The 14,937-nt window shown below is 49.8% G+C and carries 14 protein-coding genes; 4 read left to right on the top strand and 10 right to left on the bottom strand.

Translation table 11 applies throughout. The features are described from left to right. Positions 1–56: 56 nt before the first annotated feature. Positions 57–1,010 (bottom strand): TDT family transporter, encoded by a 954-nt coding sequence (locus J3L11_RS12715; protein WP_207571230.1) that lies wholly within the window; start codon positions 1,008–1,010, stop codon positions 57–59. Between the two features lie 99 nt (positions 1,011–1,109). Here J3L11_RS12715 and J3L11_RS12710 point away from each other — a divergent pair, with 99 nt between their 5' ends. Continuing rightward, complete coding sequence (locus J3L11_RS12710; RefSeq protein WP_207571229.1) at positions 1,110–1,979, top strand: LysR family transcriptional regulator; 870 nt, start codon at positions 1,110–1,112, stop codon at positions 1,977–1,979. Here J3L11_RS12710 and J3L11_RS12705 read toward each other — a convergent pair. From J3L11_RS12705 to J3L11_RS12670, 8 genes are all read right to left on the bottom strand, one after another. Then, entirely contained in the window at positions 1,976–2,614 is a 639-nt protein-coding gene (locus J3L11_RS12705; RefSeq protein WP_207571228.1) for a paraquat-inducible protein A, read from the bottom strand. The two genes, J3L11_RS12710 and J3L11_RS12705, sit on opposite strands and share 4 nt — an antisense overlap. Positions 2,615–2,682: 68 nt before the next feature. Beyond that, entirely contained in the window at positions 2,683–3,864 is a 1,182-nt protein-coding gene (locus tag J3L11_RS12700) for an HD-GYP domain-containing protein (protein ID WP_207571227.1), read from the bottom strand. A gap of 135 nt (positions 3,865–3,999) precedes the next feature. Further along, positions 4,000–4,230, bottom strand: a complete 231-nt coding sequence (locus J3L11_RS12695) for a hypothetical protein (RefSeq protein ID WP_207571226.1) — start codon at positions 4,228–4,230, stop codon at positions 4,000–4,002. After that, positions 4,230–4,961, bottom strand: coding sequence for a DNA-binding protein (locus tag J3L11_RS12690; protein WP_133038908.1), 732 nt, complete (start codon positions 4,959–4,961; stop codon positions 4,230–4,232). Before J3L11_RS12690 ends, J3L11_RS12695 begins: the two co-directional genes overlap by 1 nt. A gap of 9 nt (positions 4,962–4,970) precedes the next feature. Further along, on the bottom strand, positions 4,971–5,528 hold the full coding sequence (locus tag J3L11_RS12685) for a core component of ECF transporter (protein ID WP_133038907.1): 558 nt from the start codon (positions 5,526–5,528) through the stop codon (positions 4,971–4,973). Further along, positions 5,525–6,205, bottom strand: a complete 681-nt coding sequence (locus J3L11_RS12680; protein ID WP_347566512.1) for an energy-coupling factor transporter transmembrane component T — start codon at positions 6,203–6,205, stop codon at positions 5,525–5,527. Before J3L11_RS12680 ends, J3L11_RS12685 begins: the two co-directional genes overlap by 4 nt. Then, on the bottom strand, positions 6,195–7,538 hold the full coding sequence (locus tag J3L11_RS12675; protein ID WP_207571225.1) for an ABC transporter ATP-binding protein: 1,344 nt from the start codon (positions 7,536–7,538) through the stop codon (positions 6,195–6,197). The genes J3L11_RS12680 and J3L11_RS12675 overlap by 11 nt, the downstream gene beginning before the upstream one ends. Positions 7,539–7,540: 2 nt before the next feature. Further along, positions 7,541–9,571 carry a TonB-dependent receptor gene (locus J3L11_RS12670; RefSeq protein ID WP_207571224.1) on the bottom strand — a complete coding sequence of 677 codons (2,031 nt, stop codon included), beginning with the start codon at positions 9,569–9,571 and terminating at the stop codon, positions 7,541–7,543. 349 nt (positions 9,572–9,920) lie between these two features. On the opposite strand from J3L11_RS12670, the gene J3L11_RS12665 reads away from it, so the two are divergent. Together J3L11_RS12665 and J3L11_RS12660 are read left to right on the top strand one after the other, a co-directional pair. Then, positions 9,921–11,279: an isochorismate synthase gene (locus J3L11_RS12665; RefSeq protein WP_207571223.1), complete on the top strand. Its 1,359-nt coding sequence runs from the start codon at positions 9,921–9,923 to the stop codon at positions 11,277–11,279. Positions 11,280–11,379: 100 nt separating this feature from the next. After that, positions 11,380–12,039, top strand: coding sequence for a 7-cyano-7-deazaguanine/7-aminomethyl-7-deazaguanine transporter (locus J3L11_RS12660; RefSeq protein ID WP_207571222.1), 660 nt, complete (start codon positions 11,380–11,382; stop codon positions 12,037–12,039). A gap of 289 nt (positions 12,040–12,328) precedes the next feature. Here J3L11_RS12660 and J3L11_RS12655 read toward each other — a convergent pair whose 3' ends face one another. Then, a complete protein-coding gene (locus J3L11_RS12655; RefSeq protein ID WP_207571221.1) occupies positions 12,329–13,363 on the bottom strand; it encodes a LysR family transcriptional regulator in 1,035 nt (344 codons plus the stop codon). A gap of 427 nt (positions 13,364–13,790) precedes the next feature. On the opposite strand from J3L11_RS12655, the gene J3L11_RS12650 reads away from it, so the two are divergent. After that, positions 13,791–14,930 carry an efflux RND transporter periplasmic adaptor subunit gene (locus J3L11_RS12650; RefSeq protein WP_207571220.1) on the top strand — a complete coding sequence of 380 codons (1,140 nt, stop codon included), beginning with the start codon at positions 13,791–13,793 and terminating at the stop codon, positions 14,928–14,930. The last annotated feature ends 7 nt before the right edge of the window (positions 14,931–14,937 follow it).

Raw genomic sequence — 14,937 nt, 5'->3', positions numbered from 1 at the left:
AAAACCATATCTAATAACCATCTCTATTTTTATATCTATTACTTATTAAAACCCTGCTAACCCACCAGCGCTCGCTGCCGCAAAGGATTGAAATACAGTACATAGCGCAGGGCAACATAGCTCACAATGACCGTTGCTACCGCTAGCTCCAACTGCGCTAATCCGTGCAACTGGATAACCGTTTGCGGCGGCAACTGCCACTGACGAAAACATGCTTCCGTTTTGAATAGTGCAGTTGCGCCTATCACCATGGGAAAGGTAAACGCGGCAAACCCGGGGCTGAATGGAAGCCGTAATAACTTGAAAAAAGCCAGATAGATGATGCCGGTCATCAGCACTGCAATGCCCAACAACAGGCTTACCAGCAACGGCGATGGCTGCTCGACCACCGTTAGATATCCTGCCAGCGACAGACTGGCTGGAGCCGCCAGAATGGCAATGGTGGGCTTGGCGGCATCAGGAACCTCCGCCGCAAAAATCAATCGATACAACATCAACGGCAACATCAGGCCGTAACAGATAATGCCAAACCACAACAGCCCCTGCGCCAACGGCAACATCGCCGCGCCAGGGCAAGCAACATCCGCCACAATAATGCCCACCGGCGGCACAAACCAACTAGGCACCATATGGGACAATTCAAACTGACGTAATCGATGAAAGCAAAAAGCCAATAGAAACAGCAGATGCAGCAATACCGCCAGCAGCCATAACCCCGCCCCCACCGGGCCAGAAATTGCTTTAGATACCACCATGGTTGCCATGGCAAACGTTGGTACCACGCTGCCCACCACTGGATGCGCTAAATCCTGCCACAGTGATTTTGGATGTAGCAGGAACTTACCCAATAACACCAGCAACATAGCGGCCGCAAATACGGCGCCCAGACGTTGAGCCTGACCGGCAAATAACCCGCTGTTTTCCCAACACCAGCCGAGACTGGCGATACCTAATGCCAAACCAGCCATAGGCGTCGGCGCTGCCGCCAGACGACCGGGATTGAATCCCATAAACGTGCTCCCATTGGTTAAATTTCAACGCATCATAGAAAGCTTTTTACATTTGTGATATCTAAATGAATTGAATTATTTGTATAGAAAATCTAAACAATGATCAGCATCAAACAGCTTCAGGTATTTGCCGCCATTGCCCGTTACGGCAATCTGACCCAAGCCGCAGAAGCGCTATTTCTCAGTAAAGGCGCGGTGTCGCAGTCACTGGCCGAGTTAGAACGACAGCTAGCCACGCAGCTATTCGACCGGGTTCATCCCAGATTGCAGCTCAACAGCCAAGGACAACAGCTGCAACCACTGGCGGACGAAGTGTTGGCAAGAGTCAGTGACATCGGCCAGTTATTCAGCCCTGAGGCGATAGCTGCAGGCACCCTGCGACTGGGTGCTAGTCAAACCATAGGCAACTATCTGCTACCGCAGTTACTGGCAGCATTTCCAGAGGCCGATATTCGGGTGGAGATCAGTAATACCCACAAACTGTGTCAACAACTGGCGAATTTTGAGTTGGATCTAGCGCTGATTGAAAGACGCAGCCATCTGTCCCAATTACAGCAACAACCCTGGTTACAAGATGAGATGTTGCTGATAGCAGGGGTCAATCACCCGCTGGCTCACTATGCCAATCTGCAGTTAGCAGACTTGGAAAACTCTCAGTGGGTGCTGCGTGAGATAAATTCTGGAAGTCGCGAACTATTTGAGCAGCAGCTAGCGCCCAAATTAACCAAGGTGGGACGCATTTTAGAATTGAATTCACTGGAAGCGGTGATGCTGGCAGTGGAACAGGGACTCGGGCTAACATTGATTTCAAAACTAGCGGCGGCGCGCCATCTCAATGACGGGTCGCTAAAACAGTTACCTCTCGCGCTGCATTTTCCAAGGCAACTTTCGCTGGTGTGGCATCAGCAGAAATATCTGAGCGCACTAGCGCAACAATTTATCGCCTTCTGCCAGCAGTATGCGGGCTAATCCATTGAATCTCGACGAGGTTTAAGCAGAAATTGTCCAACAATCGCCAGCAGACAGTACCCCAAAAAGCACCAGAAACCCGGTTCAAACTGGGCACTGGTTCGCACCAAATCGCCCATGCCGGCTGAGGCATCTCCAGCAAGAAAACTGATAATCAACGCCACTACAAACACATCGGCCATCGACCATTTGGCAATGGCATCAGTCACTGCGGTGATGTTACGTCGCGCCCCCGCTGGTAACGGCAGCAATACAGAAAGCAGTAACAACAGTAGCTTTAGCACTGGGATCACCACTGAAAACAAAGCAACCAACACAGCCACCAGCAGATTACCGTGTTGCTGCAACTCCGTCACCGTGCCCCAAATGCTGCGACTTTTATGAAAAACCTCGACCTCGCCTTGCAGGTGATCAAGCCCCAACAGTCCGGCAACAAAACCCAACATATTACGGGTCTGCTGTTTTCCGTCAGCAGTATCTTTGCTAACACTTTCAGCAAGCATATCCATGCCAGTTGCCGATAGTTTGGCTTTTTCAATGTGGCCATCGATGGTCAGGATTGGCAAGGTAACGCCTGGCACTAACAATGCCAGCGACGATAACAACAAAAGTAACGCTTTCCAGTGTGACATCATGTCTCCAAAAAACAGCGGGCCTGCGACAGGCCGTTCAGTGTAACTGACGTAGACACATGATGTCCGGTCTAATAGAAAGGCGTTGGGTCAACGGACATGCTGGATGGTGAGATCCCGCGTTCGATATTCAATTCAGATTTTTTCAGATCCACCAGCGCTACCTCTGTATAGTGCTTGTGTTTGTTGGAATAAAAACACTTCACCACCGGATGCAGCACATCGCGGCCTTCGGTTTCCCAGACGATCCCCACACGGCCATCGGACAACTCAACTAACGAGCCCACTGGGTAGACGCCAATACAGCGGATAAACTCATAAACCAGACTTTCATCCAGATGGAAAGGGGTGAGACTCAGCAAAATCTTAAAGGCCGCAGACGGGCTCATCGCTTCCTTGTAGCAACGGGTAGCTGTGAGCGCATCATAGATATCCACAATGCAGCTCATGCGTCCGTGCAGTGGTAATTGCTCACCTTTAAGACCGCGAGGATAACCACGCCCATCCAGTTTTTCGTGATGCATCAGGCACACATCTTTGCTCACCTGAGATAATCCCTGCGTTTCACTCATGATGGGAATTGCGTACACCTGATGCAGTTTCATATGTTCGAACTCATCCGGTGTCAACTTACCGGGTTTGTTCAACACATTGCTGTCCACCTTGATCTTGCCAACATCATGCAGAATTCCACCAACGGCCAGTTGCCGCAGCATATCGCGACTCAAGTCTAAATAACGACCAAAGGTCACTAACAGCACCGCCACGTTAACCGAATGCTCCAGCAGGTAAGCATCTTTGGAGCGCAGTGCCGACACGCATTTGAAGGCATCGGCGTTATCCATGACCGACTCAATCATATTCTCAGCAAGCGCTTCCACTTTGGTCACGTCAATGGCTTTGCCTTCAAAGGTCTCTGACAACACTTTGCGCACTAACCCTTTCGCTTCGTGCAATAGTTCAATGGCTTGCTGCTGTGCCAATTCACGATTTTTGATGCCATTGGCCGTGTCACTAACAATGGCTATTGCTGTCGGGGGTTTTTCAGGTGTGAAGCTAGATCGCGCCGGATCGATCCAAACAAAGCTAACGCCTTTGTTTTTCAGTTTAACGACGAGATCCATAGTAGAAATTCGTCCGGCGTTGGTCACCATAACGTGTTCGCTGTTTTCAATGGCAGTCACAAACATGCCAATTTCCAAGCTGGAAACCGGCAGTTTAATCAGATCTGCTTTTCGCAAAGTCTCTGTCATTAAGTTGCTCCGATAATGGGCTGGCGCTTCCACTGCAACTATCTCACCTGATAACAGGCTGACGCCTCCGGCGAGTCAAATTTAGACAGTACTATATTATAGGTGATAGTTTTTACCTATGAGCAGATCTCACTTCTAATTGGTTGTGGCGGGTTTTATTGCAAGACAGTGAAAACTTGAGGAAGTCCAACGGCGGTAGCCACAGTTATAACAACTACGCAGCACGTCATCCACTTGTTCATCCTCATCATCTTCAACAAAATAGCGACATTGCAATGCCTGAGCCCGCGCCTCCGCTGCCGCGTTGTTGCCTGACACAAAAACCCAGTTGCCGTCATGGTCGACAAATCGCCGCCGATCGATCATCAATATTCCTTGAGCTGTTGTTTAGACGCATTACACCAGCGGCCATCCGCCTGTGACACTAAGAGGGCAAAACGCCCCTGCGCCATCACCGCTTTTACCTTACCACTAAGCCACACGTCATCCTGCGGCTGCAACCAAGTACCCTCAGTGGAGAGCACGCCGTCGAGGACTCCTTGACGCAGAATATCGGCAACCTTAAACGGCTGTGGCGACTCCCCTTGCCCCAACTGTAGTTGCCCTTTAACTCGCCCATCATTACCTGAAAGTCGCAGTCCCAGCCCAGCTAATGCACCAATCACACCTTGGCCGGTACCGCCATGTTCACTAAGATCAATTGCCAGTTGTTGAGCCAACTGGTAAGCGTCGGCTTTCGTCAGTACCTGCTGCTTGGCCGCTTTACCAAAAGTCTGCAATGCCTCAACATCTTGCAGCGATGGTAGATGCACAATCGCCAGTCCGGGATCTGCTGCTGCCGCACTTTCCTGCCGCAAATGCGCTACGGCAATCGCTTTAATTTCTGCTACCGACAATGGGCCATCGTAGGCAAAACACATGGCGCTGTTATGGGAGGTGTACGGTATGTCGTCGTGGACATATAACTGATGCCGGGTTACTAGCGACACATCGCCACCTTGGCAACGCAGTAATTCGGCGATTTCACTGGCGATCTCACCAGTACCTTTGGTGCCAATATCGTCAGTATCATCAATACAAATTAACCATTCAGCCATGCGCGTTACCTACTTAATCAAGGTTTCTTTATGCAGTAAATCGTGGGCTTTCAGGCGGCGCAACACCGGTAACACCAGCAAAGCACCCACCACAGAAAACAAGCCTCCCTGCAAAAATTTCAGGCCAAAACGTACTAACGCCACCTGTTGACTCATCCCGACAAGCAAATCTTCCAGCAAGCCTTTGGCTGACCATGCTAAGCAGCCAATCAAAGCAACCACAACCAAACGCCAGCGCAGGATCAGCAAGGTGCCCAACAGTATCAAGGCCACATCCATTGCTAAGGCTGGTACAAAAAATTTAAGGAAAATCAAAGGTCCACCTTTACCTACACCCAGAATAGTGGCGACGGCACCCGCCAGTGCCCCACAAGCGGTGATGGCACCTTTACGGCCCACTGAACCATAACAGATCAGATAAAAGAAACTCATCAATAGCATTGAATGCCCAGACAATCCGAGCTTTAGACGCAACATACTCTTCAATGCCACCAGCAGCGTGGCACAAAAACCAATAAACAGCGCATCCTGCAGTTGAAATCCGGTTTTATCATTTGCAGTGGTCATTGATGACTCCGAGGATCACGCCAGTGAGTGGGTTGCGGATGACTCCCGAAATGGCGACTTCTGGCGGCGATTGCCGTTTGCTGTGCCAGTTTCAACAGTTGCACAAACAAGGGGAAAACTACGCAGTAAGCTAATTCATACCAATTCAGCGGGTTAAGCAGTTGCCGAGGCGCAATACGTGCACCACGTAATAGCTGCAACTGATAAATATCTCTGAGTTCACTGGTCATATAAGGCAGTAGGTTGATGGATGCCGCCACAACAAACGCCCACTTTACCGGCATGATCTTAGCTAAGACTTCGCCAATCCACTGTGGTTTGATAACCACGGTCAGCCACCAGCCAGGTAACAACGCTAACAACAATCTTGCTACGGCCCACGCGCCCTGATGCAACTGCTGCCCACCATGAATGACAACATACAACAAAAGCGTAAATCCCAGCTGCAACGCTATGTAGCGCAAAATGCCACCAATATTGCCACGACAGAGCAGTCCGTGTACCAGTAACAGCAAGTTGGCCAGCGCCAAGTACAACAATGCAGATTGCGGTGCCAAAAACGCAGCTGACGACAATAGCGTCACCATCAGCATTGCCAACGCCGCCAGCCATAATCCGCTGGCGTCATTTACGGAGGAAAATTTAGATTGCAGAGGTTGCCGTCGTTTAGCCCACACGTCGATTCTCCCGACACATGTTATTGACCAGCAACTCGCCTTTTACCAGTTGCCATTCCTGAGTTGCCGCTAGGGGTAACGAACGGTGACAACTGATAATGACACTGCTGCCATCTTTGCGCAGAGAATTAATCATCATCCACAATTTATCTAAATGAGCGCTATCAAGGCCGGCCAACGGATCATCCAGCAATAGTAACGATGGCCGATAACAGGCCAGCGACGCTAGTGCTACCAGATGTTGCTGTCCGTATGACAACGTATGCGGGGAGCGTTGTGCCAATGCGGCTAACCCCAGTTGTTCTAATAATTCGCTCGCCATATCAATGGGCAGCCCAAACCGCCGCAGACTGAAACTCAGCTCTTCTTCAACCGTTGCTTCGAACAACTGTCGATTAGGGCGTTGCATCAGCAACCCCAACTGCTGACCGAAGACGCCAGCCTTAGGGCGCTGGCCAAACACTTTCATCGGCAGTGGATAAACGTTGGACTGAATACCGGCAATCGCTTTTAACAGGCTGCTCTTGCCACTACCGTTATCGCCTATCAGTGTCACCAACTCGCGCCGTTGCACGGCCAACGGCTGTGGGCTGCTAAACAGCGTATTGCTCCCCTGATAACGAAACTCAAACGGGTCAGTCGTGAATACTGTCGGCATTTCCGGGCTGAAATCTGTTAACGTTACATGGTGGTCACAATCAAATTGCCCTGGCAGCAACCGTCCACGCTGCAATTGCCAGAAGTGATCAGCAACCCCTTTAAACGCATCGGGATTGTGTTCCGACATCACCACCGCCATCCCCTCGGCGCGTAACGCCCGGATCACCGCCAGCAACTCGTCCACACCAGAATTGTCCAGCTGTGCCCATGGCTCATCCAATAACAGGACGGCAGGCTCACTGACCAACTGTGCTGCAATCATCAATCGGTATTTCTGGCCGAGCGATAGATTACCAATGGGACTGTCCAACGCCACGAACAAACCAACACGACGCAATGCTTTCTGCACCCGCGGGATCATGTCATCTCGCGTGACAGCGGTGTTCTCCAGCGCAAAAGCCACTTCAGCACCCACCGTCTGCCGCAACAATTGCACTTGAGGGTCCTGCATCACCAGCCCGCACAGCAGACCACGGCGTCGGTATACCCCGCCTTCGAATGGCCGACTTTGCAAGCCGGAAAGTAAGCGCAACAGCGTTGATTTACCGGAGCCTGTCGGGCCGCTAATACAGTGGCAGGATCCCGATTCAATACAAAGGGTCAGATCCCGAAAAATCCACGGTTCCAAGCTACCGTAGTTAAAGTTAACCCCGTCAAGCTCCAGTAATCTCATACTCAAATCTGCCAGTTGATACCGACGAACACCTCTCTGCCTGGCTGTGGCAAGGAATCACTCTGGTAGTAGTTCTCGTCCAGCAGGTTGGTGGCGCGCAAGTATAGTTCCAGGTTGTTACTACCCAGCGGTTGGGTCAGATTGACGTCCACCAGCGTGTAGTTATCCAGCGAATATTCCACGGCGGTCTTCACGCCATTAACTTTCTGATTCTGGTAATAAACCTGATCCATGATCCGTTCCACACTGAGGTGGAAGCGAGTTGCTGTTGGTAGCTCATAACCCAATTCAAAACGGAGCTGATGTTTTGGCCGATAATTCAGGCCATCGTAGCGGGTCTCATTAGCGGTTTTGTCTTTGGAGTCCAGATAGCTATAAGCCAAGCTCAGACTCAGCTTATCGATACTGTGATTACTCAGCACAGTATCAAAGCCCCGAAAACGGTAATCCCCAAGGTTCTGAGAAATGCTGTTGCTGTCTTTCGCAATAAAATTGTCAGTGTCAGTGTGGAACAGATGGATTTCAAACTCGGTATCCATGCCTAGGCCTTGATTCAGACCGAACTCGACAGTTTTGGACACCTCTGTTTGCAAATCTTTATTACCGGATGACAGATCGTACAGATCAGACATCGAAGGGAAGCGGATCTTACGGGCCGCACTCAGTGTCAACTTGGTGTTATCCAGCGCTTGCCAGAAACCAGAAGCCATTGCGGAGTAATCGTTGTCAGAGTCCTCATCACGATCCATGTCGTGATAAGCGGCGCCAAGGGTATAACCCCAGTTTCCGTCAACCTGATATTGGTATTCCGCAGCGCCCGTATATACCCAGGCAGAATCGTCAAAAGTGGCAACCGTACTGCTGGAACCGCCACCTGAGCCACTACCAGAACCACCACCTGAGCCGCCGCCTGAACCACTGCCAGAGGAAGTATTACTGTAGCTTTCAGAAAGCGCGTCCCAGCTTTGCTTTTCTGCAATCGCGGAAGTACTCAGCGTACCTGCCTGACCGAAGTCAGCGATCAGTTGTACATTGGCACCTTGAACTTTCGACGTGCCATCTTGGTATTCACTGACCTTTTTATAGGTGGCATCAGTGTAAACGGTATTATAGGTGGCGGCCTCGTTGTAATAGCCAAAACCACGTAAAGTTAGTAATTCATTGAATTTATGCGCCATCCCCAGCTGGAAGGTCTTACCGTCATAATCATCAACACGTTCATACTTGATACTACCAACGCCGCTGCCGTCTCTTGGTGGTTTACCCCAATTCCCTGAACGCAACGCCATATTGGCGATCAGTTGCGTATCATCGTTAAACCAGTAGTTCCCCTGCGCGTACAAATTACGCAGCGTTTTATCCGAGTTAAGCCGGGTTTCATCATCCTGAGTAGCAGTAGGTTTATAATCGGATGACATTTCAAAACCATCGGTTGTCTGATAACTGCCGCTCACAAATCCCTGCCAATTAACGCCAGAACCAGCGACACTTACATCCCCTTTGCGGGTATTATTACGACCAGCTTCGAGATGACCAGATAACGTCGGCGCACTATTACCTTGTTTAGTAATGATGTTAATGACGCCACCAGCCCCGCCTGGGCCATACAGTACCGAAGTTGGCCCAACAGAAACGTCTATAGATGCGATCTGGCTAGTAGGAATGATACTGGGGTCGAACTGACCATCATCGGCACCGTTGGCGGGTACGCCGTTAATCAGCAGCATCACATGGCGAGTTTTAAAGCCTCGAATGTCCACACGGGGACTGCCTTCGCCACCGTAACGGACATACACACCCGGCACAGTCTTTAACACCTCATCCAGGCTTTGAGCGCCCAAATCCCGGATTTCATCCGCGGTGATAACCCATTGTGTGGTTGACATTTTTACCGCACTGCCGCGTTCACCATGAACAACCATAACGTCGTTAATGTTCAATAGCGGGTCGCGCGCAGTCTCTTGGGCTTGTGCAGCCAAGCCGTATCCCAAAGCTAGCGCAACGGCTGAAATTTTTAGAGGTAATCCTGACATTGTGATGCCTTATTGGTTGTGAAGTATTTGCTTATTTTCATGATACCGATTGAACCCTCAAGAAATCCCAAGCAAAAAACCAACCAAGATCGACAATTTCAGCCAGACGGCGTAACCGGAATGTTGCGACCTAGACAATATGTCGCATAAGTGCAGAGCGTTATGTAATTATGTCCATATCCGTCACATGGTAAATAAGCAAAACCTGATGAAGATCACGCTGAATTTCACACAGTCACTGCCCACAACTTGACAGTATCGGCTCCTGACTTTAGTTTGTGTCGCATAATCCTATCCTCGGCACTGTTCTGCCGAGCCAGGTTGTTGTAAAACCGTTCCGGAGCACCATTTGTCTGTACTATCCCTGTCAAAGGCTGTCAGTTCTCTGAGCGACAGACTTTCCCAGTTATTTGATCATTCCCAGCAGTCGGGAATCCTGCAACTGGTTGAAGACGTCAGCCTGCCGCCTTTAATGTCATGGCTAGCCGCGCAAAATCAGTTTCCCAAAATTTATTGGCAGGGGCGGGATCGTCGTGAAGAAGTCGCGGCAGTAGGCAGCTGCTTGGATTTAGCCTTTATTGAGGCTATCGATGACAGCAAACTGCAGCAGATATACCAGCAATACTGCCAGCAGCCACACGGTGTCGATGTCCGCTTTTATGGTGGAGTGGCTTTTGACCGGACGCTGGCGTCCTGGCCGGAGTTTGGCCGCGCGCGGTTTCTGGTACCCAGGGTTGAATTGAGACGTCAAGAGGATCGTGGTCAGTTGCTGGTCAACTTGAACCTGAATGAACAGTCGTTGGCTCAGCAAGTGCAACAAGCTTTGGCGGTACTCGCACAATTGTGTCCAGCGCAGCCGCTGCTGCCCCCACAAAAGACCGAGGTGCTCAGCCGGTTCGATGTCCCTGATTTCTCACGTTGGTCGCAACTGGTCACAGAGGTAACGTCACCGGCATTCAATTGCCACACCCCCAAAGTGGTCCTGTCGCGTCAGAGCAAATTGCACGTCACGCAAACGCCTGATCCCTGGACCGTGCTGGCTTGCTGGCAAGGACGCAATCCCACCAGTTTTCAATTTGGTTTTCAGTTCAGTCCTGAGCATAGTTTTATTTCCTGCACGCCAGAACGGTTGTACCGACGCCAGCAGGATCAATTAGTCACCGAAGCGTTGGCGGGAACCACGGTGCGCGGCTTAACCGCAGATGAAGATGAAAAACTGGCGCAGCAACTGCTTGATGATCATAAAAACAGCCACGAAAACCAGTTTGTCGGCACGCATATCGTGTCAGAACTGACACCACTGAGCGTTCAGGTTAACGCTGATGAACCACTGAAGATTTTTAAACTTAATCATATCCAACATCTGCATCGAGTGATCAAAGCTCAGTTACGGCATGACATCAGCGATTTTCAATTACTGCAGTCTTTGCATCCGACACCCGCCGTGGGTGGTTTTCCCAAAAAAGCAGCGCTGCAGTACATCGCGGCAAACGAAGGTTACAACCGCGGCTGGTACGCTGGCACTTGCGGTTTTCTCAGCTCACAACTGAGCGAGTTTGCAGTGGCAATCCGCAGTGCACTGCTGGAGCCAGGCTGTATCAACTTGTTTGCTGGCGCAGGAATTCTGACAGGATCCGATCCATCGTTGGAGTGGCAGGAGTTGGAAAACAAACTTGCCACCATCATGTCGATTCTGGTGGATTTCTAGCAGCGCTTGTAATCTGTGCTCGGCTGTCTATAATGTGCGCCGCCCGGTAGTCGGGCAGCGGGTTCCCTCACCCCGCTTAACCAACCAAAAAGGTCACAAGATGCTTTTGTTAACCACCGCGCAGGTGAAACGCGCGTTATGGCTGCTTGTCAGCTTTCACATTCTGATCATCAGTGCCAGCAATTATCTGGTGCAACTCCCCTTCCAGATCTTTGGTCTGCACACCACCTGGGGCGCTTTCAGTTTTCCGTTTGTCTATCTTGCGACAGATCTGACAGTACGTATCTTTGGTCAGCAACCCGCCAGACGCATAATATTTATGGCAATGTTACCGGCACTACTGGTGTCCTATGTCATCGGAGTGGTATTTCATGACGGCCACTTTCAAGGTGTTTCCGCATTGAGCCAAGGCAATGATGTTGTGTTGCGTATCGCCTTTGCCAGTTTTGCCGCCTATCTGCTAGGGCAACTGATGGACATTAAAGTGTTTGCGGCTATCCGCGCCAAATGCGCTTGGTGGGTCGCACCCTCGGTATCAACGATATTCGGCAATCTCATGGATACACTGGTATTTTTCAGTGTGGCATTTTATGCCTCCAGCGATGGGTTTATGGCGATGCATTGGCCAGAGATAGCCGCCGTCGATTACAGCTTTAAGCTACTTATCAGCTTTGCGTTATTTTTACCGGCTTATGGTGTGCTGCTGCGCTACCTGCAAGATTGGATACTCGATAGCAGATCCCGCCCACAGTTCTCCTGATGATGCAACTGGCTTGGCGGTGTCCTGCCCGATTTCCGCGGCTCAGGGTTGTCACAGCCGTTATTACTGCAACAAACGCCGTGGGCAAGTAACGCCGATTACAAAACGGTGCAAGTGGAAACCCACAACTATTAGCGCAATGTGCTCAACACCTTGATTCAGCATGACTGCCAGAGAGTGGATTTCAGTGCCAGCCACTGACCATACAGTACAACACCTGTTAGTACTGGCAGTACTGGAAAAACGGCTGTGAAAGCAGCAGTGGGGGCATCTATCGATGCCCTCTGCACTAGACTAAAACTTCTTTAATTTTGCTGCCCCAGACACTTGATTCAACACTGGTACAAACATATTCATCGGCTTTGCATTTGGTTTGTTTTACATCATCAAATTGCACAAAGTCTGGTTTTTCCAATAATTCGTCGGCCTTGTAGCGGAACAACACCTGATATACAAAATCGATGAAAATAATGTATTTACGTGGCAGATATGCCCGTTTGGGAAATGAAATGCCCAATACATTGTGTTCCATCGGGAAATCTTCTAATAACGGTACCAGCTCACCTTTCTGCACAGCTTCTTCCACAATCATCGGGGGTAGTGCAGCAATACCCAGCCCAGCAATAGCCACTTCGCGAGCCAATGTGATGTTATTTACCCGAAACTGGATTTTGGGGGTAATGCTTTGCCATTGTTGGTCATCGAAAATCCGGATGTGGCCGTCAGAGGGTAATTTTGCCAGTGAGGTATAGAGATCAATATATTTGTGCTGCCATAGGTCTTCTGGCCGCTGTGGTCGACCAAAACGTTCCAAATATGCAGGACTGGCAACCAGTGTGGTTGAAGTATTGAACAGCTTGTAGGTCTGCAGCCGGGTATCTTCTATGTGTCCAACGTGGAACAGAATATCAACCCCTTCTTCAATCAAATCGACACTACCATTACTCAGCTCAGTCTCGATACGAATATCTGGGTAAGATTCCAGGAAACAGGCAAACACCGGCCCCATAAACAGCTGGCCCATCTCAAATGGACAAACGACATGTAAATTCCCTTTAACCCGCTGTTGACTCGCACTTAATTGTGCTTCAGCATTCTCTAGGTCCAGCAAGATCTTGGTGATTTTGTTGTAATATTCCGCCCCCGCTTCAGTCAGTCGCAACGCACGGGTGGTACGAAACAACAATTGCACACCGGTTTGCTTCTCCAATTCCGCCACTTTCCGGCTAACGGTAGTTTTGGTCAGTCCTAGCGCCTTGGCTGCGCCGGTGAAACTGCCTTGTTCCACCACCTGGGCAAAAATTTGTACCCGATTTAGATCCATTTATTGTTTCGCCTATGCAACAGTGAGTGAATTACTAAGTGACTAATAAAATTTTTGGCACAGTTGTAGAATAGCTTGCCTCAAGCTGGCGAGCTAGCCACTTTTTTAGGTTGAGACCACAAATTATGTAACTCTTTTTCTGCGATGAATAAGCAGAGGTAGTTGGCAAGAATGGCAAGAACCAACAGAGTTTTGGGATCATTAGGCCAATCACAACAGAAACCCAGAGATGTTGCCGCTGTAATTAAGGTAACAAACTGACACTTTAATGAAATTTTACTATTTTAAATTTTCCCTTTTACGTGCACTTGTTAATAATGGTTGTCTATGGGCTGCAACAGACAATCACACAAAGCAGTTGCCAATGTTAAGGATGCAGGTTGACCAGCCAGTCTTCCGGACAAGTCGATTATTGATAGGAGTTCTCATGCGGCAGATATTAAAAGTTGCCTCAGTTGTAAGCATGGCGTTATGGATTACCGCCTGCGGTGCGGAAAAGGAACAAGCTCAGGGACAACAGACGGCCCCAGCCATGGAAGTGGGAATTATTCCAGTCAAAACAGTGCGTCAGGAATTAACCACCATTTTACCTGGACGCAGCAAAGCTTACCTAGAAGCCGAAGTGCGGCCACAAGTCAGCGGCATTATCCTTAAACGCAGCTTCAACGAAGGCGGGTATGTCAAACAAGGGCAATCTCTGTATCAGATTGACCCAGCCACCTACAAAGCCACGGTTCAAAGCGCTGAAGCCGATGTAGCAAAAGCCAAGGCCAGTCTGGCCTCCGCAGCCGCCACATATCATCGTTACCAAAAATTGTTGAAAACCGACTTTGTCAGCAAAGAAGATTTTGATACTGCCGAAGCGGCCTACAAACAGGCAAATGCTGCGGTTCTGGTGGCCGAAGCGGCACTCAATACCGCCAAGATTAATCTGGATTACACCGAAGTGCGTGCGCCGATTTCTGGCCGAATCGGTAAATCCAGCGTGACCCCTGGCGCATTGGTGACGGCAAATCAAACTACTGCGTTAGCAACAATTCAGCAACTGGATCCAATTAAAGTGGATATCGTGCAATCCAGCACTCAGCTGTTACAACTGAAAGCCCGTCTAAAAGCCGGAACGCTTAAAGCAAACGATAACGCCGCAGTGAAACTGGTGTTGGAAGATGGCAGTGAATACAACCATGAAGGCACGCTGAAGTTTTCGGAAGTCAGTGTCGATGAGGCCACAGGTTCGGTGACTATGCGAGCAGAGTTCCCTAATCCTGAAGGCTTGTTATTACCTGGGATGTATGTGCGAGCAGTACTAAACTCCGGAATTGATCCTGAAGCTATTCTGGTGCCGCAAAAAGCCATCAGCCGTGATGCCAAGGGCCAGGCGGTTGCTATGGTGGTTAACCCGCAGAGTCAGGTAGAAGCACGTATTGTTACGACTGCCGAAGTTATTGGTAACCAATGGCGTATCACCAGTGGCCTAAAAGCTGGCGACAAATTGATTGTCGAGGGGCTGCAAAAGATTCGTCCGGGAGCGCCAGTAACAGCGAAAGAAATTTCAAACCAGCAATAACAGGGCG

Origin of the sequence: Shewanella sp. 4t3-1-2LB (assembly GCF_017368415.1) — a bacterium.
GTDB lineage: Bacteria > Pseudomonadota > Gammaproteobacteria > Enterobacterales > Shewanellaceae > Shewanella > Shewanella fodinae.
Note: the sequence above shows the minus strand (reverse complement) of the source record. Positions and strands in the feature narration are given on the sequence as shown.